Origin of the sequence: Halolamina pelagica (assembly GCF_001307315.1) — an archaeon.
Classification (GTDB): domain Archaea; phylum Halobacteriota; class Halobacteria; order Halobacteriales; family Haloferacaceae; genus Halolamina; species Halolamina pelagica_B.
Genome location: NZ_LGUC01000002.1, coordinates 1 through 17531 on the forward strand (window position 1 = coordinate 1; position 17531 = coordinate 17531).

Genomic DNA, 17531 nt, shown 5'->3' on the forward strand with positions numbered 1-17531 from the left:
CGCTTCCGTCGCCGCCGGCGGACCGGACCGACGGACTCGGACCACGCGGCGCCCGTCCTCGTCGTCCTCGTCGCTGTTGCTGTCGCCCGACGACTGGGCGGTGAACCACACGACGGCGATCAGCACGCCGATGAACATGAGCATCCCCATGTTGCCGCCGAACCCGCCCGCCTGTGCAACGGCCGTTCCGAACATGCTTTCCAGCACACCTCACTGTTGTCGTCGGACGAGGACCGCTTGACCGCAAGCGGCGAATCAGCGAAGGATTTTTCTACACCGTTCTCCCGGGAGCAACGCCTACGTGGTGGTGTCCGTACGGTGGTGTTAGATGGCGGGCGCAGACGGTGACGTAGGGAGCGACTCCCTCGACCACGACGACCTCCTGCAGGCCGTGGACCGGATGGAGGACCTCAACGCCAACCACACACGAGCGCCGGAACTCATCCCGGAGATCGTCAGGCCCCCTCCGCCCGGAGCTCGACCGGGACTTCGCCGCGGCGGGGCGACTCTTCGGGGTGTAAGTACTCGGGGGATACGCGGGGGTCTACGCCGCCGTCGGCGTCCAGAGATACAGCGCGCCCGAACACGTACACTCGCCGTCACAGTCGGGGCAGTCTCGATCACCGTCGGTTCGCTGTGCGAACTTCGGCACGGTCTCGACCCGGTCGAACCCGAACTTCTCGAACAGGACTGACGAGTCGACACGGTGAGGGCGGAGCCACGCGTTCCCGACCGCAGCGTCGACCTCGTACTGCTCCGGGCCAACGCGAGTCGTGTCCACATCAGCGCGGAGCCGATGCCGCGCCCCTCCCACTGTTCGTCGACGACGCCGGCGTGGAACACTGCGACTTCCTCGCCTAACGGGTAATCCGCCAGCGGGGCCGAGAAGGCGTCGCGGGCACCCTCGGCAGTGAGCACGAGGACGACCCGCGAACCCGACGATCGTTTCGACGTTGGTCGCGACGAACCCGTGAGCCGCCGTCTCGTCGTCGAAGACGGCGTCGAGCGTGTTCGTGATCTCGAAGCCGACGCGCCGGCGCCAGAGGCGCTCCATCTCGCGGCGGTCGATCGATTTCGCCGGCCGTAGCTCCACCCGGGACGGGAGGGTTGGGACGTCCTGCGCGCAGTTCATCGTGGCCGTACCGTGGGTGTCGACCACCCAGTAGCCTTCTCGACGGTCTGGCGGGGTACCGGGCCTCCGTGAGCGCGCAAGTCGTACTGTCCGGAGACCGACGGGAGTCGGTCTCGTCTATCGGGACACGCCGTCGCCGGGACAGGACTAACTGGGTCGCCGTCCTGTCAGCAACTATGGGCGACCCGGAGCGACCAGATCTCCCGGAGACGATCGGGGAAGCCGGACCGATCTTAGAAGACGAATCGTTCTACACGCCAGTTCAGGAGCTCCCGGACGATCCGGAGCGACTCCGTGACCACATCGAGACGCTCTACGTCCATCTCGCACGGGCGTCGACGGTCATCGGGCACAACGAGCGCGTTCGGGAAGAGCGCCGTGAACAGGCCCAGGAGGTGGCGACAGCACAGAAGAAGCGAGCCGACGAACTGTCCGAGCGGGTCGCGGCGATCCGTGAGGACATCGTGGGCAAAACCCCTGATCCCCCGAATCCGATGAGTCGAACTGAGACCCGTAGCAGGGGGCCGTCCCGGTCCGGTCACCGCCCCGGCGACCGGCTGCCGGGCGAACGTTTATTAGCTGAACTCCGTACCGGATACTCAGACCGGACAGGGTGATGCAGGTATCAACTGCGTTCGGCGACGAGCGGTCGTACGGGGAGGTGGACCCATGGCGAAGCCTGCTCCGACTCGACCCGCCAAGCGGCGACCAGGCGGCGATGCGGGCGTTCCAGACGTTCAGACTCCCGGCGCTGCTGATGGCCGGCTACCGCCAGCAGTTCACCCCGGCCAGAACGGGACGGACGCTCTACCGAAGGGCGACGAACGCGTTGTTCGAGGCCGCGGCCGGCGATACCCCCGTCGCGGACGCGGCCGGACGAATCGACGAGGCTGTCGGGGCCGCGCGCACGCTCCACGAGCGGTGGCACCCGGTCGCGACGACGGTCGATCGGTTCTTCGTCTGGACCATGGTCGAAGAGGACGGCTACCTCGACCAGATGGCCGCGGTGTTCGGCGCGATGCATCCGGACGTCGACGAAGCGACGGCCAGCGACCAGCTAACCGAACTCGCCGGGTCGGTGACGCTCTCGGTGCCCCGGGACGACGTGCTCGACCGGCTCACCGCGCTCCGAGAGACGTACGGTCGGGTCCCGGCCGAGGTCGTCGCCGACGTGGCCCTCGACGCACCGCTCCCCCTGAGCCGGACCGGACGGCCGTGGCGTCGTACGACCCCGCGGAACGGCTCGACTCGGCGGCGGACTCGCTGTCCCGGGTCGACGACGTTCCGGGACAGGCGTCGCGAGAACTCGCCGAGCGATTGCGGCGTGATCTCGGCGACTCCGCGTCGCCCCAGCGGCCGGAACCGCCGCTGTTGACCGAACCGGTCGGCGCGACTGACCCGGTACGGTTCCCGACGCCGGATGTCGATCAGGTCCCCTCGCCGCGGCGGCGACCGACCAGACGATATCGCGAGCCTTCCGACAAGGAGGGTTCGGGGGCGTCGTCTACACTCGATCGGGAGCGACCGATCACTTAGCGAATCCCTTCCTCGGCGGGACCACCGTGGACGGGGAACGCTACGAGTCGTACTGGGCGCGGGCGTATCTCGGACGGGAGTTGATCGAGCGCCTCTTCGAACTGTCGGCGCCGGCCACGACGATCGAGTGCCCGCTCTGTCGCGTCTCCGAAAACCGGTGTGGTGGGGAGACGTGCGGAAGCCGGGCGGTAGTTGACCCGGTCGCCGAAATCGCGGATTCGCTGATACCGGAACTCGACCGATGATGACTCAGCAACGTTCTGTCGACACACGACACCCGAGGTGGCGGCACAGATGGTGAACGACGCCGATCCGGACGTGGAAACGGTGGTGGAGTCGCTCCGGGGCGGGGTCGGCCCCGCGAGGAGTATCGGCCAGCTCGAAGAGTGGCGTCTCACGACCGACGCAGCCACCGAGTACATCCAAGACGACCCGACGCCGTTTGTCGAGATCGCCGACGACATCGTCGCGGCGGCCTACCGCGAAGCCCATCGAGAACCCGCTCGTGTGGAAGAGACGACAGGCAAGGAGCAGCTATCCGTCGAAATCCGGGACAACCTCACGGCGCTGCTCCAGCAGCTCAGCTACAAGGTGCCGGGGGAGCTCGTCGAACATCGTCGCCGGCTGGTCGAAATCGGGCTCCGGGCGGACAACCAGTCCCAGCGGTGGAACAACCAACACCTGTTCACGAACCTCGCCGCGCACGATGACGAGGTCGGGACTCAGCTGTTCGACTCCCTGCTCTCGACGTTCACCGACACCGAGGCAGGGGATCGCCGGCCGGTCGCCGGCTACTACGTGCGGTGTCTCGCCAGTGATCACGAGACGATCGCCGAACGGGGGCTCCCCGAGGTTCGAGAACTCCTGCGAGAGAGCCCGGCCCCGGTGCGTACGGAGGCCGTCAAGTTCGTCAGGAACCTGGTCAACGTGGGGTTCTTGAGCGACGAAACGCCCTCCGAGGCGGCGCTCGACGCGACTGCCGACGTGCGGCCGTTGCTCGACGCCGAGGAGAGCGAGGTGGCGGAGGCGGCCGTCGAAGCAGTGTTCGAGATCTCTGAGTACGCGCCCGAACGGCTTCGCGACGAGGTCGAACAGCTGGCCGGGTTCATCGGTCACGAGCAGGTCTCCTACTCAGCTGCGACCACCATCGAACGTGTCATCGACGCGGAACCGGGGCTGCCGAGGACCTGCCGGAGTCGATCGTGTCGCCGTTCCCCGACGGTGCGCCGACGGCGCAGGAGCACAGTTTACTCGTCCTCGCTGCGGTGGTCGAAACCGGGCTTGACGGGGACGGGGCGTCCGCACTCGTCAACGAGGTACTTCCGGACGTGATCGAGTCGCTGGACGGCGGTTCCGGCGACGTGGCCTCGGAGGCGTCCGAACTGCTCGCGGCGGTGGCAGCGACGGACCCGGACGTACTCGTCCCGTCGGCGGCCGATATCGTCGCCGGGCTCTCGACCGAACGGGCACAACTCTACACGCGGCGGACCTTGGAACGCCTGTTGGCGCACGACCCGGCGACCTTCGAGACGGTCATCCCGGAGTGCCGACGGCTGCTCGAAGCCGATTGGACCAATCAGTCGACCAAAGGGTCGGTCGCCGAACTGCTCAGCAACGTTGCGGATCAGTCTCCCGACAGGCTGGTCGCTCACACGGACGTCCTGGAGACGGCGCTCGATCAGGGCGACGACGCTTCGAACTACGCCTGTACCGCGTTGGGCGAGATAAGCAGGCAACACCCCGAGGCCGTCGTGGAGCACGCACCCGCCCTCCTCGATGTCGTCGACGAGGAGAACGCGAGCGGACGGTACATGGCCGCGACGGCGCTCGAAAACGTCGCCGAGGTGGAACCGGACGCCGTTGCGGACGGCGCCGACAGCCTCCTCGAGATGTCGTTCACCGCTTCCGAAAGCATCGACTCGACGAACGCACGCAGCGCCTGTATGACCGTGCTCGAAGAACGGCCGGACGTGGCCGAGGACCTCCGCCCGGAGATCCGGGCGGCGCTCGACAGCGACGATCTGGAGACACGGGTTCGGGCGATACAGTTCACTTCGTCCGCCGTGCTTCGCGACGCGGAGCCGTTCTACGAACTCCGCCCCCGCATCGAGGAAGCGCTGGCGGCGGACGACGACCGCCTCACTGAGAGTGCGGCGGAGTGTATGAGCCAGTTCGCCGACAACAGGCCGGACTCCGTGGTCGACGCCGTTCCGACGCTGGGGGAGACGCTCCGGGAGGGGACCGCAGACATCCGGAAGGAGGCCGCGAGCGCACTGTGGCACGTCGCGACCGACCATCCCGAACCGGTTGCCGGCGTCGTCGACGACCTCGTCGTCGCCTTCCGGGACTCGTCGGACTACACCAAGGACTCGATCTGTCGCGTGCTGAGCGAAGTCGCCGGGGAGATTGACGCCGTGCCCGAGGGCCTGTTCGTCGAGTTGGTCGAGTTCGATCTGGCGTACAGCGGGAGCCTCTCCACGTCGAACGCCGTCGAGGCCATCGGCGAACTCTCGGCGTCGCTAGAGGAGTTGGATCAGGCGGTGCGGACGGAGCTGCTACAGGCACTCCGGGATGGGTCGACCGATCGGCAGAAGAACGCGGCGGCAATCGCCAGGGTGCTGACGGGGCAGTCCGCGAAGAACTCGATGTTGAGCGACAACGTCGTCCACGAATCTCCGCCCGCGGGGACCGAGGAGCTGCTTCCGGCGCTCACTGACGCCTTCGACGCGGACGACGAAGACGTTCGCAAACACGCGATGTGGGCCGTCTGCGGGCTCTCGCGGACCCGGCCTGCGACGGTCCTTCCGACGGTCGAAGAGATCGATTCGTTACTCGATCTGGAGTCGGAGGCGAAGGGGCAGGCGATGTTCCCCGCCGCGGAGGCGCTGTACCACCTCGCCGGCCACGACGCCGAAGCGCTCGTCACCGACGAGACGGGGCTCGTCGGCCACCTGGTCTGGCTCGGAGCCACGCTAGACCGGCAGTCGTTCGACGAGTCCCCGGCGAGTGACTGTCTCGGCTACACGGTCTACACGACACACGGGGCGAAAGCGCTGGGCCGGGTCGCACAGGCAGCCCCCGATCGTGTCGCAGCCGAACTCGTCGACGACGAGGAGGAGTCACTCGTGGATCTGTACGAGCGCGCCCACGAAGACGTCCAGGAGCACCTCTTGGGGGTACTCAAGGAAGTGAGCCCGGGCGTCCCCAAATATTCGGCGAGGGGAACGAGGAGCTGGCAGCACTGTTCGACAGCGCCCCCGAGGCTCGCGAGGATGTCGCGGAGATATACTGCATCCTGGCCGAGTCCAATCCCGACCAGCTCGTCGAGAGCGTCCCCGAACTCACGACGGCACTCGAAGCGCGTCCCGGGACACAGACCGAAGCGAACCTCGTCACGGCCATCGCCACCATCGCCGACAGCGAACCGGTCGACCTCAGGGCCTACCGGGACACCTTCGTGGACCTGTTCGCGGAGGGATCGCTCGACCTATCGGGGGAGGTCATGCTCGTGGACCTGCTGACACGGATCCCGTCGACAGTGGATATCGAGTTGCGGCCGGAGTGACCACCCGGATTGCTACCGAGCGGCCGGAAACTGCCCGGGGTGGCGAAACTCACCCCATCGATCCGGAGCAGTCGAGGTTGAGCGCGTAGTCGACCTCCTTGATCGACGCGCCGACGGAGCGTTTGTGCCCCTCGACTTTCACCACCTTGCCGTTCTTGCGCGATTTGACCGCGGCGCGCTCGTCTTTCAGGACGAGTTTCAACAGCAGCCGTTTGAACGTGCTGAACACCTCGTCGATGTCCGACGCCGAGATGTACAGGCCGTAGTCGTCCCGACACAGCTCCTGCATCTGCGTTTCCGACGCCTCGCCGACGCCGGCGATGATGAAGTAGCAGTTGTTCGACGGGAAGAACTCGAGGTCCCGGATCAGCTTCCGGACGTCGCCGACCCCGCGGGTGCTGTTGTTCTCCTTCCCGTCGGTGAACGTCAGGACGGCCATCGGGATACCGTGACGGTCGGCGTCGTAGTGGGCCTTCGCCAGCGAGCCGATGGAGTGGTACACCGAGTCGTACAGGGCCGTCTGCCCCCGGCCGACAGCTTGCGGATGTCGGACTTCAGGCTGCTCGAAGACGGCCGGAGCGTGCCGAGCGAGCACGACGAGTCGAAGCTGTTGACCACCCCGTAGTGGCGACCGTCACAGTGGATCTCGTCCACGAACCCCTTCGCCCGCCGCTTCATCGTGGTGATCTTCTTCGTCATGGCGTAGTTCCTCGTCAGAGCGGTACCACGGTGGACCTGACTGAGAACGGGAATCTGCGAAGTCTTTATAAGTGATTTGCGGCGGCCGGAGGGGCCTGTTTCGAGGTACCGTGGGACCACCGATTCCTCCGGAACGGAGATTCAGTTGGATGTCGACCACGTATGTCGTCGTCAACGTCGATCGCGCTCCCCGAAGGTGTGCAGACGGGCGCGCCAGCCCGATCGGGATGGGGACGTGCTGGACCCAGCTGGCTCCGCTCACTTCGACGTGTCTCCCCCAGTGGACTCGGAGCTCGCAACGTCCCAGACCACCTCGACGGTGTGCCTGCCGAACCCCGTGAAGACGCGACGGTCCTTCTCGAACCGGTCTTCGCTCAGTTGCGTGACCATCTCGCCCTCCTTGACGAGACAGTTCCCCGAATCCGGGAGGAAAATGACGCCGGTCTCCCCGTCACCAAAGATCACCGCTCCGTGCCCAGTTTCCTCGACCAACTCGAGCGGTTGCCCATCCAGCAGAACGGTCGTGTCGTCTGACATCATACGTGTGACTTCGTAACTCGAACGCTCAGGAGTATTCGGTAATTCACTGTCCGTGGTCGCTTTTCGGAGCAGCCATCTGATCCGGCATCGCGTACCGAAATCGTACTCCCAACTACGTTATCGGCGACGGATCCGCCGGATCAGGACTTTCCGCTTGACCTTGACGGGCGACTTGATCACTTTGAGTCGGACGATACGACCGTTGCGCCGGTAGACCTTGACCCGGACCGTGTGGCCTTTGTAGCGAACCTTCCGGACACGGACGCTCTTGCGTGCCATATCTACAGCGATACGCCGGGGGTACTCGGCAAGTCCCCTGACCGGTGTTCTGGATTAGCTTTATGAGTGATGAACCGAGGGTGGTGAATCTCACAAATCGATAGGACCCGTCAGGAGTCGGTGTGATCGACACCATGCCTGCTCGAATCTGCCTCAGAACGTCGGGACTAGAACGGTGGCTCACGCTGATCTTCCCCCTGTTCACAGTGGATAGTACAAACGGAGCAACGCATCGTTCGGCCAGGTATGGATCGAGCAGAACGGTTCGTGACCGTTTGCCGGCTGATGAACAAGGTGCTGGAACAACGGGGTAACACGCCGGGTGAGATCAGGATAACCGAGGACGAGATAGATCAACTGGTGCTGGCACTCGAGTATTTTCGGGACGCGATGGACCCCAGCTCAGGGGACATTCTGACTCGAACGGAGTTCCGCTGTCCGGAGTGTGGCACCAAGAATGAGTTCCGAGCGCAGGACGGCCAGGTTTCCCTGGTAGAGAACCACCCGGAGGTCGGTGTCGAGGTGGTGAAAGTCCACGGCATCGCCCAGTGTAGTGAGTGCAAGCGCCAACTGAAGTTGACGCAGTTCGAACCGGTGCAGTTGGCGGGCTTCGACGAGGCCGCTTGGAACGCTCTGTACGAACAGGAGTACAAAGCACGCGCGGTCGTGACGAAACTGCAGTCGGAGTGACCGAGTCGCTCAAGTCCCGCACGTCGACGCTGCGTCCGCGACAGTCTACGAGGGGCCTCGACGCTCCCCGGCGCGACGTCGGCTTGGTCATGTGGTCGATCGGCTTCCCCATTAGATATATGAGGGCTGCTACCGATCCTGCGAGTATCTTGTCTCGCCAAAACGATATAAAAAGATTACCCCAATCGATGCGTCACCATCAGGGCAAGCCACCCCTGGCGCGTAGGGGTCGGATGTCGAGCGGTGCAACGTTTCCCGACAGACGCGAACCACCCGAGAACCGAACCGTGCTCTCCCGACACATCCCATGAGCCAGCCACAGACAGGTCCGATGTCGCTCGCAGCGTACTGGTCTCGAATCAGCCAAGTGTTCGCCGTCCAGCACTCAACCTACCGGAGGCCGGTGCTCGAAACGGTCCTGCAGGCCGATTCGGACGTCTATACGTTTACCGGGCTGAAGGAGGCAGTCAACGAGTATCTCGAAGCGAACGAACTCGACGACGCTGACAACGAGTGGTCGAACGCGACGCTGACGGACATCCTGCCGTATCTCGAGGATATCGGCGTGATTCAGCGGATCCCAAAAGTCGAGAAGGACTCCGACTACGCGACGTATCGGATCGGCGCGGTCTGTGACTGGCTTCAGCAACAGGATCTCGATGCGGGCTCACCCCAGAGTCTCCCCAGCGGTAAAGCCGCCTGCATGGTCGACTACGTCGGCGGCGTGCTCAGTAGACTCGACGCCGGCGAACACACCGCGGAGCGCGTGGAAGGGTATCCCGAAGAGAAGATCTCGGTGGTTCCCACCGAGGCGTCGATGTCCACTGTCGCCCAGCAGGCAGGCATGTTTCGGGATCCGAACGTCGAGATCGGGATCGGCAACCTGAGTTCGCTCCGCGGCACAAGCTACGAGGACCTGCTAGCGTCGTTGGAGCTCGGCACCGATCTACCGGCCGCCGACGGGGGTGGCAGACTGCCGACGGCGTTCACGATTTCGCCGTCGCAGGCGTCATCACCGGTCTCGTCGGCTGCGACGACGAGCGGCGACTCTCACGACAGATACGGTCCTACCTGGGGCTGATCCACGCTGGCGCGTGGAAGCTCAACGCTGCCGCCGACGACGGGTCAGAGCACGGACGGGTCGTGACAGGCGGTGACACGGTGCGGGAGCTTCTCGGCAAGGACGGACAGAACGCCTCACTGAAACGAACCGGGTTCGACGTGCAGGTCGCCGACGGGCAGGTACTGTTCGGTTCGTACACGCGACGACGCCCCTGACCACACCGCGAGACAGACACACGACCAACAATGAACGACAACAGGCACACCGACGGTAGCGGGACAGAACCAATCAAAAACGCGCGGAGTAGCAAAGAATCAGTCGAAGACGGATGGAAGAGCGAACTCGTCGACGGCGGCGTCGACGAAGCGCGAGCAGAGGACATCGTCTCGATGCTCCAGTCCTCGACGGAACTCGTTCTCGGAAGTCCGAGCGAGGACGAGGTTGACGAGGCGCTTCGGACCGCGATCGAAGAGACGGATCTCGAGCAGTACGGTGCCGAGCAACCCCGGCGACTGACCAGCGCGCTCCTCAGAGTCCTCGACGAGTGGCAGGACGGAACTCGGGCCCCACCAGTCGCTGCGGCACCCAGAACGGCGCCGACTGCCTGGGACGATCGAACCAACGGCGAACCCCAGCGCACAGGCGGGACAGCCCATGCAACCGGTGCCGACGAGACGACTCACGAGGACGGCGCGGCCGAAACGCCGGACGACCCCGACGCTGAAGAGTCAGTTACGACGGTTCAGGGCGATCCAATCTCGCCGGACCCCGACCTGGAGCCACAGGCAGATCCGGGTCAAGAAGGTATCGCTGGGGAGCAGGGCCGATCAACGACGAGCAAGGCGTCGTCGAAGACGCAGTGGACGCTACGCGGGACGCCGGGGCACAGGCTTCGGCGGCTGATGACTCCAGTGCAGCCACGGACACTCCGTCAACGGAGACGGCGCAACCCGAAGGTCAGGCTGACCAGTCTGGCGGGACGGGAGCTGACGACTCGACGGCGGCCGACCGCCACCAGCAGATAGACCTCGCGAAAACGATCGCACACATCCAGTTCGATCGGAACGAGGACGTCATCAACTCCTGGACGGAGCAGCCAGCCGAGTTGGTCGAAGACGAGATAACTTCCTTCGCGGTGAGTGCCGTCAATGTGTATCGGGATATGGTGAAAAACACCCTGTTCCCCGAGATGAGCGATTCCGAGCAGGAACTCCTCTACGAGAAGCTCGTCGAAGACCGCATCCGGGAGCAGTGGAACAGCGAGTAGGCGAAGCAGCTACAGCTCGCCATACTCGCCCGACTGGACCCACTCGAGCGCTTCCCCGAGTTCGTTTTCCTCGAACGCCATCTGTCGAAGCGCATCCTGTCGACTCTGGTTCCAGGCTTGCCACGACAGATCGCCGTTCTGCTCGTAATCGAAGAACGTCCCGATGTCGCCGGGCGTCGTCGCCCCCGTGCGGGCCAGTTCGAACGGGTTCTCTCCGCGGACGTGGTACCGGGCGTAATGGAACGGCTGCTCGTCGACGATCCGGCCGTTCTCCTCGTCTGTGAGTTCCAGTCGCGCGGGCGTGTTCGTCTTCCCGATCATCTCGATGTCCCACTCTTCCCCGTTTCTCGATAGCGTGCTGTTCGTGAACAACTCCTGGAGGAAGAGCCGGTAGCGGATGTGTTCGATGGAGAACGACGTGTCCGGGCGGTAGCTGTACCACGTTCGAACGAGTTTGGTCTCGGATAGCCGGATCGATTCGTGAGTCGTGTAGAAGCCACGGTTCCACGGGTTCTCGACCGCGTCCCGTCGCTGCCGCGCAGTCAGTTCGCTGGCGTCGTCGTACGTGCCACCGCCCGCCCTCGTCTCCCAGTAGCTCCCATCGGTCCGGATATCGTCGACGTCCATCCCGGTCGCGATATCGTGGAGTAGGTGACAGACCCACTTGTCCGGATGCATCGTCGCCTCCCGGGGAACGTTCAGCGCGTCGAGGGCACGGGGCCGGCCGACTTCGTCTTCGAGCCAGTCGATGGTCCGGAGGATCTGGGTGTTCCGGCCGACCGCACTGTAGTCGTCAGGGGCGATATACCACTCGGAGAGCGCACGGACCGTCTCGTTGAGGACATCTTTATCAGTCTCTTTCAGCCTCTCCCGTTCAGCCGGAGAGACAGAGACGACCGAACAGAGTTCGTCGAACGGCGAGCCCGCCTCGATCAACTCCGACAGCACCCGTCGTTCTTCCAGAAACGCCGGGAACTCGTGGTACATCGTCGGAAGAGCCCGAGAGAACACTCGGTCCCCCTTCAGGACTGCCGGGATCTGTGAGAACGGGAACATGTAGCCGAACGCAGCTACTTCCGGATGGTTGAGCGTCATGAAGTGACCGTTCGGCGAGTCGCTCGACCCGTACTCGTGGAACTTCAGTACGTACCGCATCAGGATCGACCGGAGGAGCTGATACCCTGTCGAGGACTCCTGGACGAACTCGTTGTCGTCGATGATGCTGGTGTCCGGATTGATGAACCGACGTTGGACCGCACTCGCGGAGGGGTATCGGATCGACCGCTGGGCGTCGCCGATCTGCGTCGTGAGGAGTTTGCGGAGCCGCTCGTCTTTCTCTATGGTCTCTTTGTCGATGTAGTTCCCCGTGTGTGACCCGAACAGGTGGAAGTCCGGCCGCCCACTCGGCTCGAACACGTACCGTGGGTTGAACCCGCCTTCGGTTTTCGTCGTCGACCCCTCGACGACCACCTGCAGCACTGGCTCGTACCCTTCGACCCCGCTGGGGTGGGCTCTATCACCGGTCGGGTCCCCTCGTGGCCCATCCGCTTGTTCTCGATAATGTCGACGACATCGGCACCCATGGATACACAAACGGTCTCACACGAATCCGCATAAACGTGACCCCGGGGCGCGTCGGGGTCGTATACGAGGAGCTGCGTTACCGATGGCTCTAGGAAGCTGGCGGCCAAACCGCTCGCCACTGAATGGCCATGACGAACGTCACGCCTGGGGAGCGAGCGACGGGCGGATGAGGCTTCTCGTCCTGGGGGACCCACACCTCACGGCGTCGACCGTCCCAGAAGTCACCGTGGCGTCGACGGAGATCGACGTCGTGATCGTCGTCGGCGATCTGCTCGATCAGCGATGTCACTCCCCGAGATCGGGGTGGAACTGCTGGAAGACCTCGTCCGGTCGGTCGCCCCCGTCGGCTACGTTCCCGGCAACCACGACTACCCGTATCGCGATCTGCTCACCGGCGTCGACGGCGTAACTGATCTCACGGCTACCGACGTACGGGATGGGGTTCGGTTCGTCGGCCTGGGGTGTGACCGCTTCGATGCTGGTACGGAGATCAGGTATCTTGACAGTCCGTTCCAGGGTGATGCCGAGCAGGTCGACGAGTGGCTGGACGCCTACCGAGCACAGGCGTTCCAGTCGTCTCCGGTGACGGGGCCCGATCCGTCGGCAGTACCAGCCGACGGAATCGAGCGGTACCGGCATCGATTGCGACACCTCCGGGATGGGTTTGCGAACACCGCCGAAGCCGGGGTGCTCGTCTCACACGTGCCGCCGTTCGACACGCAACTAGACGTGATTCGGGCGGAGCGCTCACCACTACAAGGTCACCACTGGGGCTCGCTCGCAGTTCGCCACGCACTCCGGGAGTACTCGCCTGCTCTCTGTCTCTGCGGACATATCCACGGGGCGGCAGGCGTCGTCGACGTTGACGGGACGCGGTGTGTCAACCCTGGCTACCGGTGTGCGAAAACTGTCACAATCGATGGCGACAGCGTGGAAACCGAGGATGCCCCCATCGAGTACGGAGGGCAAAGCGTCTGACGGCCCTCCCACGACCCACAGTGAGACAGCAACCCACACAACCGCTACTAACTTCTATCTGGGTTCAAATCTGTAACCGATGCGACTTCTCGTCTACACCGATCTCCACCTCAAACCGGCGGGGAGTGGCTACGACATCGACGCGATGCAGGTCCCCGATGGCATCGACGCCGTACTGGTCGTCGGTGACCTGACTCATCGTGCAAATCCGGCCGATATCGAACTCGCCCGGGAGTTCGTCGAGCGGTTCGGCACCGACACGCCGGTGATCTACGTACCCGGAAATCACGATCACGCGCCGATGCCATCGAACGTGGTCGAACCGTTCAGGGCGTCGTGGTCGGGCCACCGATTCGTCCGTGATTTCGGCGACCTCACGATCGTCGGCCAGGGGTGTGAACAGCGATCGCTTTCGCCGGCGATCGATCAGTGTGCGTTCCCGGCGCTGGACCCCCGCGACGCCCGACAGGGTAACCGCCGATATCTCGCGGACCAGGTCGCGAACGACCTCGAAACGGCCTGTCTCGACGTTGTCCGCGGGACGGAAACGCCGAGGGAAGCAGCCCGTTCACTCGGCATCGACGACGCCGAACTCCCGGAGTTCACGCGCGGCGTCGAGCGCGTCGAAACCGAGTACGAACAGCTTGCGGAACTGCTCGAACCGCAGACGAACGTCCTCCTCGCCACCCACGTCCCGCCGTTCAACACGGCATTCGATCGCCACCACGCCGTCGGGACACGAGAGGCGGATCGAGAGTTCCTCCACTTCGGATCGATCGCGACCAAACTCGCCATCCGGGAACACGACGTGTTTGCCGCACTCAGCGGCCATTCACACACGCACGGCTACGAACCAGCGGACGGGTCGGACGGCCACACGTACTGTCTCAACCTCGGCTATCGGGGTATCGGTACGGTGACGCTCGACGCCGAGGCCCGTTCGTTCGGGTTCACGCAAGCCTCCACGGGGATGTCTAATCATGCCGGACGGGCCGCTCGAAGACGCCCCGCTCCTGGTCTCCATGACGGTCACCGAACTCTTCCTCGCGGCGACCGGGAGAAACGAGCGACTGGCCGACTTCGCGACTGTCGTCGCGGAGGCGGCGGATGGCATCGAACTGTTCGTCGAGCCCACGGAGGCCTACATGAGTTCGACCCAGGCCGCCGTCGGGTACGCTTCGTCGTTCGGGCTGCCGATCCGAACGATCCACACGCCCCCGCTGGGGGTTCACGAGCAGGGGCTCGACGGGAACTGGAACGTCGAGTGGAACACGCACCTCAAGGAGGTCCTCCTCAACTACGAACAGGACGGCACGCGCCCGGCAGCGGACCAATCCTACCCGGGGCAGCCGGAGATCAATCGCGTTCCGAAGATGGAGCCAGCAGTCGCAACCACACACCCGCCCCGCTTTCCAACGGACGCCGAGACGCGACTCGCTGAGGCACGGCGCGATCTGGTGGAGACGTTCCGGGCAACCATCGAACACATCAGGAGCGACCGGTTCCTTGAGGCGCCGCTGGATCTCCCGACGATCGCCGTCGAAAACGTCTGTCCCCGTCCGGGGTTCGACTACTTGCTGACCAGTCCAGCAGACATCGATCAGCTTCGGGCGGTCGCGGCGAGCCAAGGGGGAGCCGATCTCCTCGCGTTTACCGGTGACGTTGGCCACACAGCGACGCCGACGGCGATGTTGGAGGCGATGGAGACGCCAGCCAACATCCATCTCCATGGCGTTAGCGACGCCAGTCCTGACGCCATCGTCGATCGGCTCCCGGGGGACGTCTCGGCCTCCGCACTGACAACCGAACCGCGTGCCGGGACGGTCCAACATCTGCCGCCGAACGCGTTCCCGGACCGGACTGAATCAGCGCTCAACTGGCTCGCGAACACCGAGCACCGATGCCCGCTGACGATCGAACTGCAGCGAGCTTGCAAAACGCCCGCTGTCGCCCGTGAACTGTTCGAGTGGTTCGAAGCTGTCGAGTGATGTGGGCCGTCGCTCGCTCGTCGCGGAGACAACCAGGGTCTATCTGCTGCCCAGCAGACAACAATCGCCTAGTTACAGCTCGAAGTCCTTTTCGCCGGCTTCGATCCGCACCTCGAACCAGTTCTCCGTCGGCGGAAGCGGGCACTCGTACCGGTCCGAGTAGGCACAGGTCGGGTTGTACGCCTCGTTGAAATCGAGGATCCACGCTCCCGCGTCGGTCCGGTGGTGGTCGGGTTCGAGATCGATGTACCGGCCCGCACCGTAGGTTTCCTCGCCGCTGGTCGCGTCCCGGAACGGCACCCAGAGCCGATCCTCCTCGGGGTCGCCCTTGTAGGCCGTCACCGTGATCGACTCACCGCCGATCTCGACGGTGAACTCCCCCACGCGAGGTACTCCTGTTCGCCGTCCGTGCTGGTTCCGACGACGACGACCTCGGGCTCGTCGTACACGTCGAGGGCCACCTCGAACCGGTAGTCGGGGTCGACCGGGTAGTAGTTCAGCCCGTCGAACGCCGCCCGCTGGTCCTCGGGGATCGGCGACCGCGGGTCCTCAGCGAAATACCGGTCTTTCTGGCGTCGCTGTGCCTCGACGGCGTCCGTCCAGTCCTCAGCTGTTTCCATAGCCGAAAGTTTGTGCCAGATGGGCAAAAGCGCGTCGCTCGCCACATCGTCCGATGCGGTATTTCGTCCCCTCCAAGGACCCAAACCCATATTTTGGCCCGATACGCGCTGCAGAGCAAGACCGGTAGGTATTGTGAGTGTAACACAATTCTTTATTACCAGTGCGGTTGTATGTTCAGGTATGTCAGCACCAGTAGTCGTGGTCGGCGGAGACGCAGCGGGGATGAGTGCGGCGAGCAAGCTCAAACGTGACGCCCCCGACCGAGAGGTCGTCGTGTTCGAGCGCGGCGACTGGGTCTCCTACGGCGCGTGTGGGCTCCCCTACTACGTGAAGGGCGCAGTCGAGACGCTGGAGGACCTCGTCTCAGTGACCCCCGAGCAGTTCGTCGAGGAGCGCGGCGTCGACCTCCGAACGAACCACGAGGTGACGGCCATCGACCGCGATTCCCGGACCGTGACCGTCGACGGTCCGGAGGGCGAGTTCGAGCAGTCCTACAGCGACCTGCTGATCGCGACGGGTGCTCGCGCCGTCGAGCCCCCGCTGGACGGGATGGAGAAGGAAGGCGTGTTCACGCTCCACAACATGGAGGCAGGAGCCGAGATCAGGCAAGCGCTCGGCGTCGACACGCCGTCAGTTGACTCCGGCGAGGCGGCGGCGGAGTACACCGACGCCGCGTCCCCCGAATCGGTCGGGATCATCGGCGGCGGCTACGTCGGCATCGAGATGGCCGAGGCGTTCGCCGAGCGCGGCCTCGACGTGCATCTCTTCGAGATGTTGCCCCACACGCTCCAGCCGTTCGGGGCCGAGGCGGCCGCGACCGTCGAGGACCACCTCCGCGAGCAGGGGATCGACCTCCATCTGGACACCGCGGTCGAGGGGATCCGGGGAGACGAGCGCGTGTCCGCCATCGCCGCGGGCGATGCGGAGGTCCCCGTCGACCTCGCGCTTGTCGGCGTCGGCGTCGCCCCGAACACGGAACTCGCCGAGGACGCGGGCATCGAACTCGGCGACACGGGTGCGATCGCGACCGACGAGTACGGCCGAACCAACGACGAGAACGTCTACGCCGCCGGTGACTGCGCCGAGGCGACCCACGTCGTGACCGGCGAGCCCGATCACGTCCCGCTCGCGCTGACCGCCAACCGGGCCGGCCGCGCCATCGGCCAGACGCTCGCCGGTGAGCCGACGCCCGTCGGCGAGATCGCCGGCACGGCCGCGGTGAAAGCGTTCGACCTCGAAGTCGCCCGCACTGGATTGGTCGACGAGGAACAGGCCCGCGAGGCCGGCTTCGATCCCGTCTCCGTGACGATTACGACGCCGTCGCGCGCCCACTACTACCCCGGCGGGTCCGAGATCGAGATCACGATCCTCGGCGACCGCGAGACCGGTCGGGTCCTCGGGGCGAGCATGGCCGGCCGTGAGGGGGTCGCAAAGCGCATCGACACCGTCGCCACGGCGCTGCACGCCGAGATGACGGCCCACCAGCTCTCCTACCTCGATCTGGCGTACGCGCCACCGTTCAGCCCGGTGTGGGACCCAGTCCTCACGGCCGCGAAGGTCTTGGAGGGGAAACTCGATTGAGCGCCGCA

The 17531-nt window shown here is 64.8% G+C and carries 18 protein-coding genes and 2 pseudogenes; 13 read left to right on the top strand and 7 right to left on the bottom strand.

All coding sequences use genetic code 11. From position 1 onward, the window contains the following. Positions 1–207, bottom strand: a 207-nt coding sequence (locus SY89_RS13615) for a hypothetical protein (RefSeq protein WP_144427251.1), incomplete at its 3' end; no start/stop codon positions are given. A 337-nt stretch (positions 208–544) separates the two neighbouring features. Beyond that, positions 545–781, bottom strand: coding sequence for a hypothetical protein (locus SY89_RS13620; RefSeq protein ID WP_054584735.1), 237 nt, complete (start codon positions 779–781; stop codon positions 545–547). A 527-nt stretch (positions 782–1308) separates the two neighbouring features. On the opposite strand from SY89_RS13620, the gene SY89_RS13625 reads away from it, so the two are divergent. From SY89_RS13625 to SY89_RS13645, 5 genes are all read left to right on the top strand, one after another. Continuing rightward, positions 1309–1749: a hypothetical protein gene (locus tag SY89_RS13625; RefSeq protein ID WP_054584736.1), complete on the top strand. Its 441-nt coding sequence runs from the start codon at positions 1309–1311 to the stop codon at positions 1747–1749. Next, positions 1749–2507: a hypothetical protein gene (locus tag SY89_RS13630; RefSeq protein WP_054584737.1), complete on the top strand. Its 759-nt coding sequence runs from the start codon at positions 1749–1751 to the stop codon at positions 2505–2507. Before SY89_RS13625 ends, SY89_RS13630 begins: the two co-directional genes overlap by 1 nt. A 187-nt stretch (positions 2508–2694) precedes the next feature. After that, positions 2695–2913, top strand: a complete 219-nt coding sequence (locus tag SY89_RS13635) for a hypothetical protein (protein WP_054584738.1) — start codon at positions 2695–2697, stop codon at positions 2911–2913. Between the two features lie 37 nt (positions 2914–2950). Continuing rightward, positions 2951–4000 (top strand): hypothetical protein, encoded by a 1050-nt coding sequence (locus SY89_RS13640; RefSeq protein ID WP_144427252.1) that lies wholly within the window; start codon positions 2951–2953, stop codon positions 3998–4000. Next, on the top strand, positions 3934–6189 hold the full coding sequence (locus tag SY89_RS13645; RefSeq protein ID WP_144427253.1) for a hypothetical protein: 2256 nt from the start codon (positions 3934–3936) through the stop codon (positions 6187–6189). Before SY89_RS13640 ends, SY89_RS13645 begins: the two co-directional genes overlap by 67 nt. A 93-nt stretch (positions 6190–6282) precedes the next feature. Here SY89_RS13645 and SY89_RS13650 read toward each other — a convergent pair whose 3' ends face one another. The 3 genes from SY89_RS13650 to SY89_RS17435 form a co-directional block, all read right to left on the bottom strand. Next, a complete protein-coding gene (locus SY89_RS13650) occupies positions 6283–6735 on the bottom strand; it encodes a hypothetical protein (RefSeq protein ID WP_054584741.1) in 453 nt (150 codons plus the stop codon). 455 nt (positions 6736–7190) lie between these two features. Beyond that, the gene (locus SY89_RS13655; protein ID WP_054584742.1) at positions 7191–7472 is read right to left on the bottom strand and encodes a hypothetical protein; all 282 of its coding nucleotides are present in this window, start codon (positions 7470–7472) and stop codon (positions 7191–7193) included. 117 nt (positions 7473–7589) lie between these two features. Beyond that, positions 7590–7751 carry a hypothetical protein gene (locus SY89_RS17435; protein ID WP_189319196.1) on the bottom strand — a complete coding sequence of 54 codons (162 nt, stop codon included), beginning with the start codon at positions 7749–7751 and terminating at the stop codon, positions 7590–7592. 285 nt (positions 7752–8036) lie between these two features. Between SY89_RS17435 and SY89_RS13660 the strand changes: the two genes are divergently transcribed. The 4 genes from SY89_RS13660 to SY89_RS16760 all read left to right on the top strand — a co-directional run bounded on the left by SY89_RS13660 (position 8037) and on the right by SY89_RS16760 (position 10529). Then, the gene (locus SY89_RS13660) at positions 8037–8441 is read left to right on the top strand and encodes a hypothetical protein (RefSeq protein WP_144427254.1); all 405 of its coding nucleotides are present in this window, start codon (positions 8037–8039) and stop codon (positions 8439–8441) included. Positions 8442–8772: 331 nt separating this feature from the next. Then, a complete protein-coding gene (locus SY89_RS13665) occupies positions 8773–9522 on the top strand; it encodes a hypothetical protein (RefSeq protein ID WP_144427255.1) in 750 nt (249 codons plus the stop codon). A gap of 62 nt (positions 9523–9584) precedes the next feature. Continuing rightward, a complete protein-coding gene (locus tag SY89_RS19140) occupies positions 9585–9719 on the top strand; it encodes a hypothetical protein (RefSeq protein ID WP_275575423.1) in 135 nt (44 codons plus the stop codon). 30 nt (positions 9720–9749) lie between these two features. Then, entirely contained in the window at positions 9750–10529 is a 780-nt protein-coding gene (locus SY89_RS16760; RefSeq protein ID WP_144427256.1) for a hypothetical protein, read from the top strand. A 251-nt stretch (positions 10530–10780) separates the two neighbouring features. Here the strand turns inward: SY89_RS16760 and SY89_RS13680 are convergent, their stop codons facing one another. Beyond that, entirely contained in the window at positions 10781–12250 is a 1470-nt protein-coding gene (locus SY89_RS13680) for a hypothetical protein (protein WP_054584747.1), read from the bottom strand. A gap of 387 nt (positions 12251–12637) precedes the next feature. On the opposite strand from SY89_RS13680, the gene SY89_RS16765 reads away from it, so the two are divergent. The 3 genes and pseudogenes from SY89_RS16765 (at position 12638) to SY89_RS18705 (ending at position 15321) form a co-directional block, all read left to right on the top strand. Beyond that, positions 12638–13333: a metallophosphoesterase family protein gene (locus SY89_RS16765; RefSeq protein WP_144427257.1), complete on the top strand. Its 696-nt coding sequence runs from the start codon at positions 12638–12640 to the stop codon at positions 13331–13333. Positions 13334–13412: 79 nt separating this feature from the next. After that, positions 13413–14114 (top strand): annotated as a pseudogene (locus tag SY89_RS18700) (metallophosphoesterase family protein); the annotation flags it as partial. A gap of 199 nt (positions 14115–14313) precedes the next feature. Continuing rightward, a complete protein-coding gene (locus SY89_RS18705) occupies positions 14314–15321 on the top strand; it encodes a hypothetical protein (protein WP_054584752.1) in 1008 nt (335 codons plus the stop codon). Between the two features lie 72 nt (positions 15322–15393). On the opposite strand, the pseudogene SY89_RS13710 reads toward SY89_RS18705, so the two are convergent. Further along, a pseudogene (locus SY89_RS13710) lies at positions 15394–15941 on the bottom strand (DUF1684 domain-containing protein). 181 nt (positions 15942–16122) lie between these two features. Here SY89_RS13710 and SY89_RS13715 point away from each other — a divergent pair. Further along, entirely contained in the window at positions 16123–17523 is a 1401-nt protein-coding gene (locus SY89_RS13715) for an FAD-dependent oxidoreductase (RefSeq protein WP_054584753.1), read from the top strand. Positions 17524–17531: the final 8 nt, after the last annotated feature.